This window comes from Sorangium sp. So ce448 (assembly GCF_051520915.1).
Lineage (GTDB): Bacteria > Myxococcota_A > Polyangia > Polyangiales > Polyangiaceae > Sorangium > Sorangium cellulosum_B.
This window is the reverse complement of the sequence record NZ_CP150343.1, coordinates 12,052,662-12,072,531: the sequence shown is the minus strand read 5'-3', so window position 1 is coordinate 12,072,531 and position 19,870 is coordinate 12,052,662. Positions and strand designations below refer to the sequence as shown.

12 protein-coding genes are annotated in these 19,870 nt (G+C 70.6%); 8 read left to right on the top strand and 4 right to left on the bottom strand.

The genetic code is table 11. The features are described from left to right. Positions 1–90: 90 nt before the first annotated feature. Positions 91–261, bottom strand: coding sequence for a 50S ribosomal protein L33 (gene rpmG / locus WMF45_RS45440; RefSeq protein ID WP_437713047.1), 171 nt, complete (start codon positions 259–261; stop codon positions 91–93). Between the two features lie 145 nt (positions 262–406). On the opposite strand from rpmG, the gene WMF45_RS45435 reads away from it, so the two are divergent. Beyond that, positions 407–676, top strand: a complete 270-nt coding sequence (locus WMF45_RS45435) for a hypothetical protein (RefSeq protein WP_437713046.1) — start codon at positions 407–409, stop codon at positions 674–676. 25 nt (positions 677–701) lie between these two features. Here WMF45_RS45435 and WMF45_RS45430 read toward each other — a convergent pair whose 3' ends face one another. Both WMF45_RS45430 and WMF45_RS45425 read right to left on the bottom strand, forming a co-directional pair. Continuing rightward, entirely contained in the window at positions 702–4,073 is a 3,372-nt protein-coding gene (locus WMF45_RS45430) for a thrombospondin type 3 repeat-containing protein (protein ID WP_437713045.1), read from the bottom strand. 375 nt (positions 4,074–4,448) lie between these two features. Then, complete coding sequence (locus WMF45_RS45425; RefSeq protein WP_437713044.1) at positions 4,449–5,186, bottom strand: hypothetical protein; 738 nt, start codon at positions 5,184–5,186, stop codon at positions 4,449–4,451. 281 nt (positions 5,187–5,467) lie between these two features. Between WMF45_RS45425 and WMF45_RS45420 the strand changes: the two genes are divergently transcribed. Both WMF45_RS45420 and WMF45_RS45415 read left to right on the top strand, forming a co-directional pair. Next, positions 5,468–8,956: a Kelch repeat-containing protein gene (locus WMF45_RS45420; protein ID WP_437713043.1), complete on the top strand. Its 3,489-nt coding sequence runs from the start codon at positions 5,468–5,470 to the stop codon at positions 8,954–8,956. 96 nt (positions 8,957–9,052) lie between these two features. Then, positions 9,053–10,906: an OmpA family protein gene (locus WMF45_RS45415; protein ID WP_437713042.1), complete on the top strand. Its 1,854-nt coding sequence runs from the start codon at positions 9,053–9,055 to the stop codon at positions 10,904–10,906. Between the two features lie 130 nt (positions 10,907–11,036). On the opposite strand, the gene WMF45_RS45410 is transcribed toward WMF45_RS45415, so the two are convergent. Further along, complete coding sequence (locus tag WMF45_RS45410; RefSeq protein WP_437713041.1) at positions 11,037–12,869, bottom strand: PEGA domain-containing protein; 1,833 nt, start codon at positions 12,867–12,869, stop codon at positions 11,037–11,039. A 565-nt stretch (positions 12,870–13,434) separates the two neighbouring features. Between WMF45_RS45410 and WMF45_RS45405 the strand changes: the two genes are divergently transcribed. From WMF45_RS45405 to WMF45_RS45385, 5 genes are all read left to right on the top strand, one after another. Further along, the gene (locus WMF45_RS45405; RefSeq protein ID WP_437713040.1) at positions 13,435–13,611 is read left to right on the top strand and encodes a hypothetical protein; all 177 of its coding nucleotides are present in this window, start codon (positions 13,435–13,437) and stop codon (positions 13,609–13,611) included. Positions 13,612–13,699: 88 nt separating this feature from the next. Next, positions 13,700–14,572 (top strand): fumarylacetoacetate hydrolase family protein, encoded by an 873-nt coding sequence (locus WMF45_RS45400; protein WP_437713039.1) that lies wholly within the window; start codon positions 13,700–13,702, stop codon positions 14,570–14,572. Between the two features lie 150 nt (positions 14,573–14,722). Then, complete coding sequence (locus tag WMF45_RS45395; protein ID WP_437713038.1) at positions 14,723–16,228, top strand: aldehyde dehydrogenase (NADP(+)); 1,506 nt, start codon at positions 14,723–14,725, stop codon at positions 16,226–16,228. Continuing rightward, the gene (locus tag WMF45_RS45390) at positions 16,225–18,174 is read left to right on the top strand and encodes a YjhG/YagF family D-xylonate dehydratase (protein ID WP_437713037.1); all 1,950 of its coding nucleotides are present in this window, start codon (positions 16,225–16,227) and stop codon (positions 18,172–18,174) included. Before WMF45_RS45395 ends, WMF45_RS45390 begins: the two co-directional genes overlap by 4 nt. A gap of 480 nt (positions 18,175–18,654) precedes the next feature. Beyond that, positions 18,655–19,854: a sugar ABC transporter substrate-binding protein gene (locus WMF45_RS45385; protein WP_437719650.1), complete on the top strand. Its 1,200-nt coding sequence runs from the start codon at positions 18,655–18,657 to the stop codon at positions 19,852–19,854. Positions 19,855–19,870: the final 16 nt, after the last annotated feature.

Genomic DNA, 19,870 nt, shown 5'->3' with positions numbered 1-19,870 from the left:
CTGCAGGATGGCTGACGCGGCCTCGGCGGCGCGGTCATGCAGCGCAGCGCATTCACGCTGGCTGCATGACCGCGAGCGCTGGAGTCGCGATTACTTGCCACCTCCCTTCGAGATCTTCCCTTCCGTGAAGACCACGTGTTTGCGGGCGATCGGATCGTACTTCTTCATCTGCATCTTCTCCGTCATCGTCCGCTTGTTCTTCGTCGTGTAATAGCAGTGACCGGTCCCCGCAGACGAGACGAGCTTGATGAGTTCGCGCACGAGGTGCCCTCCTTGTCGCCGTTCGGCGTCAGGCCGCGATCCGCGGCAGCGGCGGCGGATCGGCTGACCTGATGGACGCGACAGCACTACCTCGGTCTCGCCACTGATGCAACTTGATTGCATCAGTGGCGAGCCTCATGGCAGCGTGCTCCCTGAAGCTTCGTTGCGGCATGGCGCCCGTGGTGAGGTCGAGATCAAGCTGACCGAGGATTCGAGCTACGTCCTCCAGGGCTCTCACGAGGCCATCGTGGTTCGATGGGAATACGCTCGGGAGCTGCTGGGATGGCCGAAGGCGACCCTGGTGACGTCGGCGGATGTGCCGGGGGCGGTGCGGCGGGGGGACGACGTGATCGCGGTGGGGTGGAGCAGGTGGGTGCCGGAGGCCCTGGTGGAGGGCCTCCTGGAGGGGGTGTGAAGCGGGACAGGAATCCCCGCGAGGCTCAAGCCGCCCGGCGGGCTCGCGTGGCTGGCGTGTCGCTGGCCTTGTGCCGGCGCCGCAGGAGCAGCGCGACGCCGAGCACGAGCCCCCACGCGGCCCTCGAGCTCGGGGCGTCGCTCATCTGGCAGTCGCAGCCGCCCGAGAAATCTCCTTCCTCATTCACTTCCTGACCTCCTTCGCCGCCCGCGCCGCCCGCGCCGCCCGCGCCGCCCTCGCCGCCCCCGCCGCCCCCGCTGCCGGTGGGCGACACATCGCAGGCGTCGCCGATGTCATTGTCGTCCCTATCGGCCTGATCCGGATTGGGAGCCTCAGGGCAGTTGTCGCAGACGTCGCCGACGTCGTCCTTGTCCGTATCGATCTGGTCGGCATTCGCGACGTCGGGGCAGTTGTCGTCCGGGTCGGCGATGCCGTCGAGGTCTCGATCGAACGCCGGGTCACAGACGTCACCGACGCCGTTCGCGTTCACGTCCTCCTGATCGGGGTTCGCCTGCTCGACGCAGTTGTCGCAGGCGTCGCCGACGCCGTCGCCGTCGGCGTCCTCCTGATCGACGTTGGGGTCTAGCGGGCAGTTGTCGCCGTCGCGCACGCCGTCGTTGTCCGGATCGGAGTCGCAGACGTCGCCCTGGGCATCCATGTCGGCGTCCTCCTGCATCGGATTGGCGATCAGGAAGCAATTGTCGCTGGAGTTGGGCACCCCGTCTGCGTCGGGATCGCCGTCCGGATCACAGACGTCGCCGAGGCCGTCGCCGTCGGCGTCTTCCTGCAGCGGGTTGGCGAGCAGCACGCAGTTGTCGGCGGCGTCGAGCACGAGATCGCCGTCGGAGTCGCCGTCGCAGGCGTTTCCGTGGTCGTCTCCGTCGACGTCCAGCTGATCGGCGTTCGCGACCAGCGGGCAGTTGTCCTCAGCGTCCTCCACGCCGTCATTGTCGCTGTCGGGGTCGCGGTAGTTCGGCAGGCCGTCGTGGTCCGAGTCGATGGGCGGCGTGGTGATGTCGGCGTCGCCCGCCTCGTCCGCGTCGAGCACCCCGTCATCGTCGCTGTCGGTGTCGCGCGCGTCGATGCGCTTGTCCCCATCCGTATCGTTCGCCGGGTCCGCCGGGTCGTCCGGGTTCGCCACCTCGGCGTAGTCGGCGATGGTGTCCCCGTCGGTGTCGATGCTCCGCGTGTCGGTCTCGAGCGCGATCTCCTGGAGGTCGGACAGCCCGTCGCCGTCGTCGTCATCATCGCAGACGTCTCCGAGCGCGTCGGGGTTCGGGCCGTTCCTGTCGGAGTTCGCCTGGTTCGTGTTGACGGTGAACGGGCAGTTGTCGGCGGCGTCGAGGACCATGTCGTTGTCGTCGTCGTCGTCGCACGCGTCGCCGAGCGCGTCGTGCTCGTTGTTGGCCTGGTCGGTGTTGGCGACGAACGGGCAGTTGTCGGCCACGTCGAGGACCGTGTCGTTGTCGTCGTCCGGATCACACGCGTCGCCGGGCGCGTCGCCGTCGTTGTTGGCCTGGTCGGTGTTGGCGACGAACTGGCAGTTGTCGGTGACGTCGAGGACCGTGTCGTTGTCGTCGTCGTCGTCGCACGCGTCGCCGGTCGCGTCGTGCTCGTTGTTGGCCTGGTCGGTGTTGGCGACGAACTGGCAGTTGTCGGCCACGTCGAGGACCGTGTCGTTGTCGTCGTCCGGATCACAGGCGTCGCCGAGCGTGTCGCCGTCGTGATTCACCTGATCGGTGTTGGCCGCCTTGGGGCAATTGTCGACGGCATCGAGGACGCCATCGTCGTCGTCGTCGTCATCGCAGACATCGCCCCTCTGGTCCTGATCGGTGTCTGCCTGGGTCGTGTTGGAGACGAGCGGGCAGTTGTCCTCGGTATCGAGGATGCCGTCGTTGTCGTCGTCCTCGTCGCAGGCGTCGCCCTGCGTGTCGCCGTCGTTGTTGACCTGACCGGCGTTCGACGCGAACGGGCAGTTGTCGCTGACGTCGAGCACCCCGTCGTTGTCGTCGTCCGCGTCGCACGCGTCGCCGATCCCGTCGTGCTCGTTGTCAGCCTGGCTGCTGTTGGACACCATCGGGCAGTTGTCGCTGACGTCGAGCACCCCGTCGTCGTCGTCATCGTCGTCGCAGGCATTGCCGATGTCGTCATCCCCGTTATTTGCCTGATCCGCGTTCGCCAGGTCGACACAGTTGTCGCACAGATCTCCCCACCTGTCGCCGTCAGCGTCGCTCTGATCGCGGTTGGAGCGCTCGGGGCAGTTGTCGCAGACATTCCCGACCCCGTCTCCATCGGAATCCGCCTGATCGCGATTGAACGTGAACGGGCAATTGTCGATGCCATCGGCCACGCTGTCGTTATCATCATCGGGATCGCAGGCGTCCCCGATGCGATCGTTGTCCGAATCGGCCTGGCTCGGATTCGCATCCTGAGGGCAGTTGTCGACGTTATCGAGCAGCCCGTCGTCATCGTCGTCGAGCTCGCACGCGTCGCCTACGCCGTCACGATCCGCGTCCTCCTGGCGCGGGTTGGCGATCACCGGGCAGTTGTCGTTGCTATCGACCACGCCATCGTTGTCATCGTCGGGGTCGCAGACGTCGCCCTGGGCGTCGCCGTCGAGGTTGGCTTGATCGTTCGCCTGGAGCGGGCAGTTGTCGACGGCGTCCAGAAATCCATCGCCGTCGTCGTCGGGGTCACAGGCGTTGCCCAAGCCATCTCCGTCCGTGTCCGCCTGGCCCGCGTTGGCGTTGAGCGGGCAGTTGTCGGCGTCATCGGCTACGCCATCGTTGTCGTCGTCCAGATCGCACGCGTCGCCCTGCGCGTCGTGGTCATTGTTGGCCTGGTCGAGGTTCGGTGCGAGCGGACAGTTGTCGGAAGCGTTCGGTACTGAATCGTTGTCCGCATCCGTGTCACAGGCGTCGCCGATGCCGTCGCCGTCCGCATCGTCCTGCTCAGCGTTTACCTTGTCCGGGCAATTGTCGCAGCTGTTGCCGATGCCGTCCGTGTCGGTGTCGGCCTGATCCTGGTTCTCCACTTCAGGGCAGTTGTCGCAGGCGTCACCGAGCGTGTCCTCGTCGCTGTTGTCCTGGTCCAGGTTGGCGTAAAGTGGACAGTTGTCGGGCTCACCGTCCGGCGCGCCATCGTCCGACACGCCGTCGTTGTCATCGTCGGGATCGCAGGCATCTCCGAGTGCGTCCCCGTCCGTGTCTCGCTGGTCGTCATTCTGGCGCTCTGGGCAATTGTCACAAACATCGCCGTACTTGTCGCCATCGGTGTTCGCCTGATCTTGATTCCAGCGCCTGGGGCAGTTGTCCACCGCGTCGGCCCTGCCGTCGTCGTCGACGTCGCCGGGGCGCGCGTGGGCGCTCCCCGCGCAGAGCATGATCGCAGCGATCAACTGGAGCAGTAGCCCGGCGCGGGGCCGGCGAACGCGCGCGGGCGGCATCGATGCCGAAGGGCGCTGACGGGACGGTGCGGGCGATGCCGATCGACGCATGACAAGTCCTCCGGAAGACCACGCGGGCACAGGAAACCTGGGCCGATGCTCTCCCTCGTCGCTGAGTTCTTCCGGGCCAGACCCCGGCCTCGTGATTGTACTCCCGGTCGGTCTGGCTTGGGAATGTCCGCGCGTCACGGAGCCGACGCGTCAGCGACCGACGGCGCAATGGGCAGTGCACCGGTCCGGCGCGGGCTCCGCCGCGTCGCGGCGCAGACGTCGGCTAGCCATGGCAGCCATGGCCGCGCTTCTGGGCTGAGCTCCTGGAGGGCGGAGCTACATCGGGCACTTGTCGACGGACGGGTCCGTGCAATCGTCGTCGCTATCGCACACGCAATCGCCGTCGACGCAGATCCCGAAGCCGTTGCACTCCGCATCGCCGCTACAGCTGAACGGGAACTGGCAGAAGTTGCGCCCGTTCGTGGTCCTCCCGGTGCATTCCGCGTCCGCAGCGCCGCAGTCGTTGCCGACCTTGCAGGGTTTGACGCACGCCCTCTGCCCGCCGACCGGGAGGCACTCGTAGTCTGCCGGCGCCCCCGTGAGCGCGCAGTCCGCCGCGCTGCTGCACTGCGGGGAAACGCAGATCCCTGCCTCGCACGTCCAGTTGTCGGGGTACGCGCCGCCCGGGCAGTTCGGCGTTCCGGCCGGACAGCAATCCGCAGCCGTCTCGCAGCCCTTCGCGCAATAGCGCTTCCGCGGCTCATGGCCCCCCGTACCGCCCTGGCCCCCCGTGCCGCCACCTCCGCCGGTCGCGTCGCCTCCGCTGGTGACGCTGCTCCCGCCCGCAGCGCCCGTGCCCCCCGTGCCGCCACCGCCGCCGGAGGCATCGCCCGCGCTGCTGCTCCCGCCCGTGGCGCCCGCGCCACCTTGCCCGCCCGTGCCGCCGGCGCCTCCCGTGTGCGTGCCGGTGGACGAGCTCGTCGGCCCCTCGCCGGGTGCCTCGCTGCTGCAGGCCGGGCCTAGCAGGCCCGCCGAGAGGACAACGCAAGCCAGCGCAAAACCCACGCTCTTCATCGCGATCGGCTCCTCGGGGCGGCTGCCCGCTCCGGCATGATTCTACGTACACCGCCGCAGCTGCGCGCCGCAAGGATTGTGTGGTGCTGAGCAGGAATCGCGCTTGCGCGGGCCCGCCCAGCGCGCTCCCCGCGCTGCCAGGTACCGCCGGGCGCGCCGTTTCTGTTATCGTGCCTCGCGGCGAGCGGCGTGAACGAGGCCAACCGTCGATCGGGCGCCGTCCGACATGGGGCTCGGCGGCGCGCAGGCGCGCCGCCCTCGAGATGCGGAGAGAGAACAGCGTGCCTGAACGATCCTTCGTCCCCCGGATGAGCCGCTGCGCTCGTCTCTTCCGCCGCGGTCCGGCGCTGACCCTCGCGCTCCTCCCGCTCGCCGCGGCGGTCTTACCGGCCTGCTCCGAGGACGGCGCCGCCCCGACGCGCGCGGCCTCCGCACGCGCCGCCGCGCCGACGCGCGCGCGCGTCCAGGCCCTCCGCGCCATGTTCCCGCGGGCGCTCGGCGAGGCGCCGGCCGGGGTCGCCCTCGGCAAGACGAGCGCCTCCTCCAGGACAGCCCAGGTCACGCTGCCGAGCCACGCCGCCGCGGGGGTGCGCCTGCGCGACGAGGCCTCCGGCGTGGCCGTGACCTTCTCGATCGAAGGGGCGCGCGAGGTCGCGGCCGCCGCGGTCGATGGCATCACGCTGTATCGCCAGGCGCTCCTCGCCGGCGGCGTCTCCGCCGATGTCCTGCACCGCGTGAATCCGGCCGGGACCGAGGACTTCGTCTACTTCGAGCGCGAGCCGCCGCGCAGGGAGATCCATTACCGCGTCGATGTCGCGGCGGTGGCGGGGCTGCGGCTGGTCGAGGACACGCTCGAGTTCCTCGACGGGGGCGGCGCGCCCCGCCTGCGCGTCGCGCCGCCGTACCTCGTCGACGCGGAGGGCGCGCGGCACGAGGCGACGCTCTCGGTGGAAGGGTGCGCGGTCGACACGAGCCCGCGCGCGCCCTGGGGCCGCGCGCCCACGGCGCCCGGCGCCTCCACCTGCACGGTGACGGTGGGCTGGCAGGCCGCCGTGGTGCGGTATCCGGCGCTCGTCGATCCCCTCTGGATGTCGACGAGCAACGCCATGACCGACGCGCGCTCGCGGCACACCGCGATCGATATCGCGCCCGGCGCGCCGGCGAGCCGGGTGCTCATCGCGGGGGGCTTCGCGACGGACGGGACGGCGCTGCGCTCGGCCGAGATCTACGAGCCCCTGAGCCGCACCTTCGCCAGGACGGGCTCCCTCCAGACGGCCCGCGGCGCCCACACGGCCACGGCCCTCGGCGCGATCACGCCGTCGGGCAACGATGTCCCGGTGCTGATCGCGGGCGGCGCGAGCAGCGACGGCGGGACGCCGCTCGGCAGCCTCGAGGTCTACAACCCAGCCACCGGGGCGTTCTCCACCGATCCGGCGTCGATGAGCCAGCCCCGGTTCAACCACACGGCGACGCTCGTCGCCGATCGCACGGTCCTCCTCGCCGGCGGCATCGCGCCGCCGCTCAACCAGCCCACGAGCAGCGCGCTCCTCTACACCTTCGCGGACTTCGGCGACAGCACGCTGGTGCCGACCGAGAACCAGCTCAGCTCGTCGCGGCACGCCCACGCCGCCGCGCGGCTCAAGTCCGGCGATGTCCTCCTGTGCGGCGGCTTCGTGCTCACCGGCGCGGCCCTCACGTCGGCCGAGATCTACGACGTGGCGACGCGCTCGTTCGGCCCCGTCGTCCCGAGCCCTCGGTGGAGCGGCCAGATGTCCGCGCTCCGCGGGTTCCACACAGCGACCACGCTGGACTCGGGCGACGTGCTGATCACGGGTGGCACGAACCAGCTGCGCGGGGGCCTCTACTCGAACACGATCGACATCTACGTCGACGGCTCGAGCGACGCTTCGCGCCGGGGCTTCGCCGCGTTGCCGAGGGGCACCTCGATGAAGCAGGCGCGCGCGAACCACACCGCGACGCTGCTGCCGACGGGAGAGGTGGTGGTCGCCGGCGGGTACAACGGGACGGCGACGCTCGAGGCCGCCGAGACGTTCAACCCGGGGTCGAGGCAGTTCACCTTGCTCGATCTTCCCCAGCCGATGGCAGGGCGGCGTGATCACACCGCCCTGCTCGTCAACGCGGGCCGCTCCGTCGACGCCGGCAGGGCCGTCCTCGTCGTCGGCGGCAGGGGGCTGTCCGGCCCGCTCGCCACCGATCAGGCGCTCGCCACCGCGCAGATCCTCCTGAAGCGCAACAGCGAGGCGTGCACCCTGGACAGCGAGTGCGTCTCGGGCCACTGCACCGAGGGCGTCTGTTGCAACGTCGCCTGCACCGAGCAGTGCTACTCGTGCACCGCCGTGGGGAAAGGGAGCGGCGAGGATGGAGAGTGCGGCTTCGCCAAACACGGCACGCCGCTGCCGCAGCGGTGCATCCCCGGAGACGAGATCGAGGTGCACAACCGCTGCGACGGCAACGGCCACGCCGAGCCGGACGAGATGACGGACGACTGCAACCCGGGGACATGTGACAAGGACCAGATCGCGTGCTCGCCGTACTGCGATGAGGAGCAACCGTGCTCCGAGACGGGCTGGTGCGACTACACCGCGGGCGATGAGGCCAGCGGCTCGGGTGGCGCAGGCGGTGCCGGCGGCGCAGGTGGTGCTGGCGGCGTCGGCGGTGCAGCTGGCGCGGGGAGCGTCGGTGGTGCCGGCGGCGCAGCTGGCGCTGGCGGCGTGGGGGGCGCGGGCGGTGCCGGCGGTGCTGGCGGCGTCGCTGGCGCAGGCGGTGCCGGCGGCGCTTCGAGCGGCGCGGGCGGCGCTGGCGGCGTCGCTGGTGCCGGCGGCGCTGGTGGCGCGACCAGCACGTCGAGCAGCTCGGGCGGCAGCACCCCGACGATCCCGGAGGGAGCGGGCCGGTGCAAGCCGAAGCGGGACATCACCGCGGCGTGCGAGCGCGATGAGCAATGCCTCTCCGGGCACTGCGTCGACGGCACCTGCTGCAACCAGGCGTGCCGGGGCCAGTGTCAGGCCTGTGATACACCGGGCAACGTCGGTTTCTGCTTGACCCTCGGCTCGGTGGCGAGCCCCCAACAGCCGCACCTCAATAAGGACGGCACCTTCGAACGTTCACCGTGCGAGGGCGATGGCACGGCTTGCTCCGGCTTCTGCGACGGCACGAACCCTCTCGGATGCACCTTTCCCGGTCCCACCTCCGAGCTGAATGCCCCGACGTGCAGCTGCCCGGACGAGGGCTGCGCGATTGGACCGGCCGTGGAGCTCCACCAGCTGTGCGACAGCAACGGCGGCTCGACCGACGATCCGCGCTCGTGCGGCGGCTTCAGGTGCGCCGACGGCAACACGTGCAAGACGAGCTGCGATCCGGCGGTCGGCGACGCCGACTGCATCCTCGACTTCATCTGCGAAGCGGGCACGTGCGTCGAGCTCAAGGAGCCTCGCTGCGACGGCAAACACACCGTGCGCGTCCGCAACGCCGACGACATCGACTGCACCCCCTACGCGTGTGATGGCAGCGCTTGCCTGAAGCGGTGCGCCTCGGTCAGCGACTGCGTGTCTCCCTCGGTGTGCAACACCGCTGGCGAATGCGTACAGCCGTTCGAGCTCCCCGAGCCGGTGTCCTGCTCCTGCCGCATCGTCGGCCAACCGCGCGAACCGGGCCAAGGCGACGCCCCGCTCGCGGCTCTGCTCCTCGGCCTCGGCGTGGCCGGCGGCGCGGCGCGCCGGCGATCTCGCCGCACCACAGCGAGTCGCTGAAATGCGCCCGGCGCTCGCTTCATGACGCGAGCGGACATGCAACGCCCAACGGGCATGTTGCCCTCCACCTCCCACCCCCGCTATCGTGGCCGCCCCATGAGGTCATCCTCCGTCGCAGCGGCCGCGTCCGCGGCCGTCCTGTTGACGCTCGCCGGCGCTTCACGGGGTCAAACCACCGGCGGCTTCGCCGTCAACCGGTTCGAGCCGGCGCCCGCCGGGGACGTGTTCTTCGGCGTCCCCTCCCCCGCTGCGCCCGGCCACCTCGCGCCGGCCGCCTACGTGATGTTCGATTACTCGCACCGGCCGATCCGCTTCGGCAGCAGCGAGGGCGCCGCCGCGAACGAGATCGCCATCATCTCCTCGCAGTCGTTCTTGCGCCTCGACGGCTCGCTCGCGCTCTGGGATCGCCTGCTGCTCTCCGTGGACGTGCCGCTCGCCGCCGCGCAGGGCGGCGACGATCCGGGCCTCCCCGGCACGCAGTTCCCCGAGCTGACCGCGCCCGTGTTCGGCGATCTCCGCCTCGGCGCGCGGCTCCGGGCGCTCGGGGAGGACGGGGGCCCGATCCAGCTCGGGATCGGCACCTACGTGTTCGTGCCCACCGGCTCGCCGGAGCAGTACACTGGCAATCCCGCCGCCCGCGCCAACGTGCACGGGAGCCTCGGCGGCCGCGTCGGCTCGCCCGATCTCGCATTCCTCTGGAATGCGAGCGGCGGCGTGGAGGTCGGCGGCGGCTCGAGCAGCCCCTCCCTGCTCACGTTCGGTGGCGCGGCGGGGCTCGTGCTCGGCGGCGATCTCCTTCAGCTCGGCGCCGAGCTGTACGGAGCAGCGCCGCTCGGAGACGATCTCCTGCTCTCGAGCACGCCGGCGACTCGAGTGGACGCCGACGCCAACGCCGAGCTGCTCTTCGGCGCGAAGCTGCGCGTCCTCGGCGGCCTCACCTTCGGCGCCGGGCTCGGGCCGAGCTTGACCACGGCGGTCGGCTGGCCGACGGTCCGCGCCGTCGGCATGATCGGCTGGACGCCGCTCCCGCAGCCGCCGCCCCCCGAGCGCGCGCCCGCCGCGGCCGCCGTGGGTGACAAGGACGACGACGGCATCAACGACAAGCTCGACGCTTGTCCCGACGTGAAGGGCGAACCGTCGCCCGATCCCGCGAAAGACGGCTGCCCTCCGGCGGATCGCGACGGCGACTCGGTGCTCGACGTCGACGACGCGTGCCCGACCACGCCGGGCGTACGGCGCGCCGACGCGACGAAGAGCGGGTGCCCGGACGACTCGGACGAGGACGGCTTCCCCGACGGGATCGACGCCTGTCCGACCGTGGCCGGCGCCGCGAGCAGCGATCCCAAGAAGGTGGGGTGTCCGGGCGACGCGGACGGCGACGGCATCGTCGACGGCTCGGACGCCTGCCCGAAGGCCAAGGGACCTGCCAACAGCGATCCAAAGCAGAACGGCTGCCCCGAGGATCCGGACGGCGACGGCATCCGCGGCGCCGCGGACGCCTGCCCGAGGGAGCGCGGGGTCGCCGATCCGGATCCGAAGCAGAACGGCTGCCCGCGGTTCGTGCGGGTGAACACCGAGGAGATCACCGCCTCGAAGCCGGTGCGGTTCATCCCTTACGGGAAGTCGCGCGCGGAGACGGTCGACCCCATCTCCGACGAGATCCTCTACGAGGTGCGCGACGCCATCCAGCAGAACCCGGACATCGAGCTCGTCGAGGTGCAAGGGCACACGGACGACAACGGGACCGAGCAGTTCAACCTGGCCCTGTCCCAGGCGCGCGCGGACGCTGTCCTCTCGTGGCTCGTGTCCGCCGGGGTGCCGCGGGAGAAGCTCGTGGCCAAGGGGTACGGCTTCGAGCAGCCGCTCGCGGACAACCGCATCAAGACGGGCCGCCAGAAGAACCGGCGCGTCCAGTTCATGATCATCAAGCGCAAAGGGCAGAAGCCGTAGAGGGGCGTGCAGGCTCGTGCGGTAGGGGCTCAGCCGCTAGGCAAGCGCGTGAGGCGCCCGAACGCGCGCAGCAGCGAGCCGGACGACGCGGATGAGCCCGTAGCGCACGAGGATGCGCCCGCGCTCCAGATCAGAAGTCGTAACGGAGGTTCACGCCGGGGGCGATCATGAACACGAGATCGCCCATCACGGGGTCGGACCGGTAGGTGCCGATCCCGTCGGTCGACGCGGGGATCTCGATCGTCGAATCCCACTTGGGCGGCTCGGGCGCGATGAGCACCAGCAGCTTGGCCCCGGCCGAGATCTCGAAATGCTCGGCGAAGCGGGCCCCGATCCGCACCTCGGGATCCAGGAAGAGGTACGTGGCCGACGAGAAGGCCGCGGCGGGCTCGGCGTAGAGGGTGCTGCCGTCCCTCGCCGTGAACTTGCCGCTGCGCTCGTCGCGGACCTGGCCCACCAGCACCCCGGCGCCCAGGAGGAACTGGAACGGGAAGCGCTGCCCCACGTGGTACCCGACCGTCGCGCCGAAGAGCGCGCCGCTCAGCCGCAGATCGTCGTCCGCGCTGCCTCGGTCCGGGTCGGACACGCCCACCGGATAGAGCTCGGCGTCGCGGCCCTCGACGCCCTGGAACGCCATGAGGCCTCCGACCTCGACGCCGAAGCCGAGCCCGGAGCCGAGCTCGTAGGCGCCATGGAGGAAGGCGGCGCTGCCGAGCGCGATCGAGCGCGCGCAGCCCCCGGAGCAGCCGGCGACGTCGCCCCCGAGCGTCGGCGCGAGCAAGAACGACGCGCTCACGTCGAGCGCGATCTTCGGCGGGATGCGCCAGATCGGCGCGTCCTCGTCGCGCTCGAGCTGCAGCGTGACCACCTCGCGCTCCCCGCTGTCGAGCGTCACGTCCCGCGCCCCGGTGACGAACCCGTCGGCCTTCACCTCGACGTGGTGCTGGCCCTTCTTCAGCCGGCCGAGCCACACGCCGTTGCCGACGTTGACCGAGTTGATCCACACGCTCGCGCCTGGCGGCGTGGGGTTGACGCGCAGCGAGGCGTCGAGCTCCTCGGCGAGCAGCGACAGCGTGGTGAGCTCCTGCGGCCGCACCGGCGCGGCGGTCGGCTGGGAGCCGAGCTTCCCCTCCCCGCGCAGCGTGACCATGTGATTGCCGACCGACAGCGTGCCGATCCAGGGCGTGCGCCCGACGACGACGTTGTCGACCAGCACGTCGGCGGTCCTGCCGGTGCCCTCGACGACGCGCAGCCTGCCGGATCGCAGGAGCCTGCGGAGGGTGGCCTGCACCGGGACCGTCTGGCCGCCGGCGACGTCGACGCGCCGCTCGAACGGCTCGAACCCCTCCTTGAAGACGCGGATCACGTGCGCGCCTGCGGGCACACGGATCGGCTTGAAGGGCGGATACTGGCCGCGGTCCTCGCCGCTCACGACGATGGACGCGCCGGGCTCGGCGCCGGTGACGTCGATCGTCCCGACGCGCGCCCTGAGCTCGGCGATGTCGCGCTGCACGGCCGTGCGCTCGGCGGCCGACGCGTTGAAGTCTCGGAGGAACGCCTCGAACATGTCGAGCGCCTCGTCGTAACGCCGCAGCTCTCGCAGCACGATCGCCGTGTTCCTCGTCGCGGCGCGCGTGGGGAACATCTTGCGCGAGACCATGAACTCCGCGAGCGAAGGCGCGAGCGCTCCCTGCTGGAGGAGATCGAGCCCCTTCTTGAAGTGCTGCAGCGCCTCCTGGCGGACGGCCTCGGACACCGGGACCTCTTCTCCCAGCCCGAGCGCGCGGGGCGACGCGGGGTCCTGCGCTGGCGCTGCCTCGTCGGGGGCCGCCGGAGCCGGGTTCGCCTCGCGCGGCGGGGGCGCGGGCGGAGCGCCGGGCTGCGCGTGCGCGGGCAGCGACGCCAGCGCGATCGACGGCCCCGCTGCCATCGCGATCAGGGAGAACAGGCGACGGCGGCGCATGCCCCTCGACGCCGGAAGATCGGGTGTCTCGAAACCCTGCTTCGACCCGCTGCGCCCGGCCGACGGCCGCTCAAGCTCGCCTACCACGTTCGTTTGTCCCGCTCTGTTCCAAAGAGGCTTACTGCTTGAATTCGCCGGTGTCGCGTGTGAGCCCCGGAGGCGCCGCGCGGCGCGGGATCGCGGGTCGGGTCGAGCGAGCCGATCGCCCTGATGGCGCCGCGCCGGCCCGCCGCGGCGTGCTCGGCCTCGCGCACCGAGGCCCTCGCTCCCTCCCCGAGGAGCTTGGACATCCGGTGCTTGCCGTCGACGACCGTGCCTCGCACAAGGGTGCGAGCGACTGTATGCGGTCCCGCTCGGGAGCGCAACGCTCGCCTGCGGCGCGAGCCGTCGCGGAACGCCGAAGCTCGACCCGCCCTGGATCTCGACGGCGTAGCCCCGATCCTTCACAGCGCGCGCGCTGCGTCGCGGAGCTCATGGTCCCGTCGCGAGACGCTCATCACCGCACCTGCACCACGCCCACGTCATTTTCATAGTGTCTTTACAGAGCGCCCCGTGTTGGTGGATCATGCGGTCGACGCTGCGCGACTGCGAGATGGCCTTCGACACTGCACCCACGGTGACCCGGGGCGTTCCCGCGGAGGCGGCGACGAGGCAAACGAAAGCTCCGCTACCGCTCGAGACGCGCGGCACGAGCCGCGCCGTCGTGCTCAAGGACGCGCATCTGGACCAGGGTTTGAGCTGACGGGCGAGCGATGAAGGCGACCAAGGAATTTTATACCCAACTCAAGATCATCGCGATCGACAGGGCGGGTCTGTAGGGAGGTGCTGACATGAAGCTGTTTCGGTTTGCGGGCGTTGGCGGTCCGCGTCTCGGGATCGAGGATGAGCGGGGAGCGCGCCACGACCTCACGGCGGCATCCCCGGAGGCGTTCGCGTCCGTCGCCTCGTGGCTCACCTTGCCGGATCCCCTCGGCGCGGTGCGCGACGCGTGCGCGCGCGCGCACGTCGAAGCCCACCCCCTCCCGCCCGACGTCCCGCTGCTCGCCCCGATCGACGGGCAGGAAGTCTGGGCGGCGGGCGTCACGTACGAGCGCTCGCGCGCCGCGCGCAAAGAGGAGAGCGCCGGCGGCGGCGACTTCTACGACCTCGTGTACGAGGCCGAGCGCCCCGAGCTGTTCTTCAAGGCGACGCCCCGCCTTGTCGTCGGCCCGGGCGCGCCGGTGCGCATCCGCCGCGACTCGAGCTGGAACGTGCCCGAGCCGGAGCTCTCGCTCGTGGTCTCCGCGGCGGGCCGCATCGTCGGTTACACGGCCGGCAACGACGTCTCGTCGCGCTCCATCGAGGGCGACAACCCCCTCTACCTGCCGCAGGCGAAGGTCTACGACGGCTGCTGCGCGCTCGGCCCCGCCATCGTGCTCGCGGACGAGCCCGGGCTCAACCTGCGCGCGCTCTCCATCGATCTCGCGATCCGGCGCAGGGGCGAGGCGGTGTTCGCGGGGAAGACCTCGACCGCGAGCATGCGGCGCTCGCCCGAGGAGCTCGTCGCCTACCTCACGCGCGAGCTGAGCTTCCCCGCGGGCGTCATCCTCATGACCGGGACCGGCATCGTGCCGCCGGACTCGTTCACCCTGGAGCCCGACGACCTCGTGGAGATCACGATCCAAGGCGTCGGCACGCTGGCGAACCCGGTCTCTCGAGGTTGACGAGGCGACTCGTAGGAAGATCACGAAGCTCGAGAGGTTCCTCCTCGATTCCGCCTCTGCCCCCGGATACGTTGACGCTCCAGAAGGATGACGTGCGCAACTCGATCGATCCGGTTGGCACGCTCGTGAAACTCCCTTCCCCCTGAACCCATGGAATTCTTCGCCCACAACGCCGCCACCGGGGAACAACTCGGCGCCTACCGTGACGCCACCGCCGCCGAGATCGACGCCGCCGCCCGCGCCGCCGTCGCGGCGGCGCCGGCCTTCGCCGGCCTCGCGCCGGAGATACGCGCCCGATTCCTGGAGACCGCCGCCGACGAGCTCATGGCGCTCGGCGATCCCCTGATCCAGACCGCGCACCGGGAAACCGGGCTGCCCGTCGCCCGCCTCGAAGGCGAACGCGCCCGCACCACCGGCCAGCTGCGCCTCTTCGCCGCCGTCGCGCGCGAGGGCTCCTGGGTCGACGCGCGGATCGATCCCGCGCTGCCGGACCGCAAGCCGCTCCCGCGCCCCGACGTCCGCCGCATGCTGCGACCGATCGGTCCGGTCGCCGTCTTCGGCGCGAGCAATTTCCCCCTCGCGTTCTCGGTCGCCGGCGGCGACACCGCCTCTGCCCTCGCCGCGGGCAACCCGGTCGTGGTGAAGGCCCACCCGGCGCACCCTGGTACCTCCGACCTCGCGGCCTCGGCCCTGCGCTCCGCCGTTCAGAAGGCGGGCCTGCCCGCGGGCGTGTTCGGCATGGTGCACGGCGCCTCGCCCGAGGTCTCGCTCGCGCTGGTGCGCCACGAGGCCATCCAGGCGGTGGGCTTCACCGGGTCCACCCGCGCCGGCCGCGCCCTCTGTGACGCCGCCGCCGCCCGCCCGCGGCCCATCCCCGTCTTTGCCGAGATGAGCAGCATCAACCCGCTGGTCGTGCTGCCCGGCGCGCTGCGCGAGCGCCGCGACGCCATCGCCGAAGGGCTGGCCAGCTCGTGCTCGCTCGGTGTCGGCCAGTTCTGCACCAAGCCCGGCCTTGTCCTTGGGTTGGCCTCCCCCGAATGGGATGCGTTTTCGCGGTCGGTGGCCGACCGAGCCCGCGCCGTCACGCCTGGTGTGATGCTGCACGCCGGTATCCAGCAGTCGTTCGACCGCTCCGTGCGGGAACTGAAAGGCGTGGAGTGGCTGACCGACACGGGCGCGCGCGTCGCTCGCGTCTCCGCCGCCGACTTCGCGCGGGAGCCGCACCTCGCGCACGAGATCTTCGGACCGTACACGCTGCTCGTCACCGCTTCGGACCGCGGAGAGTTGCTTCAGCTCCTCGGCGCGCTCGAAGGCCAGCTCACCGCCACGCTTCACGGCACCGCCGACGATCTCGCCGCCGCCCAGGACCTCGTCGATGTCCTCAGCCGGGTCGCGGGCCGCCTCGTCTTCAACGGTTACCCGACGGGCGTGGAGGTGTCGCACGCCATGCACCACGGCGGGCCGTATCCAGCGAGCAGCGACGCGCGCTTCACGTCGGTTGGAACCGCGGCCATCTTCCGCTTCGCGCGCCCCGTTTGCTACCAGTCGTGTCCGACCGCGCTGCTCCCGCTGGAGCTGCGCGACGAGAACCCGCTCGGGATATCACGTCTCGTCGACGGCCGGGCCACCCGCGACCCCATCGCCCCCCGCGCATGAGCCACGACCCGGTGTTCGAGTCCGGCGACGAGGCGATCTACGCCTTGCGCACCACCGCGCCCGGACCGTCGGGGCGCCTCCCGCTCGGGGCCGAGCAGCTGCGTGCCATGTCCAGCGGCGAGCTGTTCGGCTTGACCCAGAATGCCGGGATGGGGTGGGATCCCGCGCGCCTGCGCGGGAAGCAGTTTCTCGTGCTCAGCACGCAGGGGGGGATCCGCGCGCCCGACGGCACGCCGATCGCGCTCGGGTACCACACGGGGCACTGGGAGGTGGGGCTGCTCATGGAGGAGGCAGCCCGCACCTTCACGGCCGGCGGGGCCATCCCGTTCGCCGGCTATGTCAGCGATCCGTGCGACGGGCGGACCAACGGCACCGTCGGCATGCTCGACAGCCTCGCTTACCGCAACGACGCCGCCATCGTCTTTCGACGGCTGATACGCTCGCTGCCCACCCGCCGGGGCGTGCTCGGCGTCGCCACCTGCGACAAGGGCCTGCCGGCCATGTTGATGGCGCTCGCCGGCTCCCCCGACCTCCCCACGGTGCTCGTGCCGGGAGGCGTCACGCTCCTCGCGGAGGAGGCCGAGGACACCGCCAAGGTCCAGACCCTCGCGGCGCGCTTTGCGCGCGGGGAGGTGAGCCTCGACTACGCCGCCGAGATGGGCTGCCGCGCCTGCGGTTCCCCCGGCGGCGGCTGCCAGTTCATGGGGACGGCCGCGACGAGCCAGGTGGTGGCGGAGGCGCTCGGCCTCGCCCTCCCGCACGGCGCGCTCAGCCCGTCGGGCGCCGAGATCTGGCGCGACCTCGCCCGCCGCTCCGCGCACGCGCTCATGGCCCTCGAGCGGCGCGGCGTGACCACGCGGGACATCGTCACCGACGATTCGGTCCACAACGCCATGGTGCTGCATGCCGCCGTCGGCGGGTCGACCAACCTGGTGCTCCATGTGCCGGCGATCGCCCACGCGGCCGGGCTCCGGCGCCCCACGGTGGACGACTGGGCGCGCATCAACGCCCTCGTTCCGCGCCTCGTGGACGTGTTGCCCAACGGGCCGAAACACTATGCCACGGTTCAGGTCTTCCTCGCGGGAGGCGTCCCGGAGGTCATGCTCCACCTGCGCGAGCTCGGCCTGCTGCGGCTCGGCGCGCGCACCGTCAGCGGCCTGACCCTGGGCGAGAACCTCGAGTGGTGGGAGCGCAGCGAGCGGCGCCGGCGCCTGCGCGACAAGCTGCGGCAGCTGGACGGCATCGACCCGGACGACGTGATCATGTCCGCCGGGAAGGCACGCGAGCGCGGCCTCACCAGCACGGTGACCTTCCTGCGCGGCAACCTCACGCCCGAGGGAGCGCTCGTGAAGAGCACCGCGATCGCTCCCCAGGTGATCGGACCGGACGGCGTTTATCTGCACGAAGGGCCCGCGCGCGTGTTCGGCAGCGAGGACGCGGCGATCGAGGCGATCAAGACGGGCGCCGTGCAACCGGGCGACGTGATGGTGCTGATCGGCATCGGCCCCGGTATCGGGATGCCGGAGACGTACCAGATCACCTCTGCCCTCAAGCACGTGAAGGACGGGCACCGTATCGCCCTGGTCACGGACGGTCGTTTCTCCGGCGTCTCCACCGGGGCGTGCATCGGCCACGTCAGCCCGGAGGCGTGGGCGGGTGGACCGATCGGCCGCGTGCGCGACGGCGACCGCATCCGGCTGCGGATCGACACGCGCAGGCTGGAGGGGACGGTGGACGTCGTGGGTGTGGAGGACGGCGATCTCGCCGCCCGTTCGCCCAATCCAGCCCTTCAACCGGACGGCCGAGTCAACCCGGATACGCGGTTGTGGGCTGCGCTTCAGGATGCCAGCGGCGGCAGCTGGGGTGGTTGCGTCTATGATGCGGAGCGCATCATCGGGCTCCTCGGTCGCGCCATCGCCGCGGAGCGGAGCTCCTCTGGCACATGAGCTTTTGATGTAGTGTTATTTTTCCAGAAGAAAGGCGGATCACGTGAGGTTCCATTATTCAGCCAGCGCGTGCAGCGTGGCTGTACGATGTGAACGATCACAACGAGAAGCTTGACTTCCGGATCGCGTTTGGATTTCCTAAGCGCCGAAACCAGAAGATCTGTCGTGGTAGGCCCCACGAGCGTCGACGATCACGTCATTGAATTGTGAGGGTGCCCGCGAAATCCGCGCGGTGTCCCGGGGATGACGCGCGACACCGTCGCTCGCCAGATGCGAATCGTTGTACCCCAGTGTTTTTGCCGTGAGCGATACGGCGGCACGCAGACATTGCCCTCGTCTTTCGTGAGGGCGAGAACGTGACGACGTGGGATGGGCCGCAGAGGTCTCCATCCGACCACGTCTCTTTGCTCGAAAGGTAGCGGCACGATGTCGATTGGCCAGTTGAAGTCACGTGGATCGGCGCGGCGCGCAGCGGTGGTGTTGAGCTGTGCGCTCGGGCTCCTGGGTCTCTCTGCCTGCAAAGACAAGCCCGACAGCGCTCCGGCCGCAGGGGGCTCCGCCAGCGCCGCGGCCTCGCAGGCGCCGAGCGCCGCGGCCGCGGCGGCGCAGACGCCGAGCGGGCAAGGGCCCAAGGTCGTGCCGGGGCCTGGCTTCAACCCGGAGTGCTTCGCGCCGTGGAAGCAGGACACCAAGTATCTGCAGTGGACGGCGCGAAAGCCGCCGTTCCGCCTCGCGCTCGTCAACGGCTACGTTGGTAACGGCTGGCGCATCCAGATGGTCAAGACGGCCAAGGCCTTCGCCAAGGATCCGGCCATCGCGCCGCTGATCAAGGAGTTCAAGGTGGTGTCGACAGGCACCGACGTCGCGGCCCAGCTCGGCGCGATCGAGGACTTCATCAACCAGGGCTTCGACGGCATCGTCACGCTCGCCGTCAGCCCCGACGGCTTCGATCGCGTGATCCGGCTCGCCGACAAGAAGGACGTCGTCCTGGTTCCGTTCGACAACGTGCTCGACACGGACAAGGTGATGCAGGTCAACGAGGACCAGCTGGCGATGGGGCGCCAGTGGGGCGAGTTCCTCGACAAGCAGCTCGGCGGGAAGGGCAAGGTGCTCGAGGTCCGCGGCCTGCAGGGCAACTCCGTCGATCGCGACCGCCACGTCGGCTTCCGCCAGGTCATGGAAGCGCCGGGGAAGAGCTACACCATCGTCGAGGTGGTGGGCAGCTGGGACGACGGCAAGGCGCAGAAGGCGGTGGCCGACGCGCTGGCCGTGCACCGCCAGTTCGACGCGCTCTTCGCGCAGGGCGGCTCGACGGGCGCCGTCCGCGCGCTGCTCGACGCCGGACACAAGCCGATCCCGGTCGCCACGGAGGCCGAGAACGGCGTGCGCAAGCTGATCGCGAAGCACCACGAACAGGGCATGAAGGGCCTGTCGCTCGGCCAGTCGCCGGGGCTCGCGGCCATCGCGATGAAGGCGGCGCTCGAGGGCCTGCAAGGCAAGGTGATGCCGCAGATGATCTCCGTGCCGATCCCCGCCGCCGATCACACCACGCTGAAGGACGGCGAGACCTTCTTCTCCCAGCTCTCCGACAACTTCTTCACGCCCAACGAGTTCCCGCCCTGCGGCGTCAACATCTCGGGCGTGAAGATCATGAACGAGTCGGAATCCGACGTGAAGTAGACGTCCAGCCAACGTC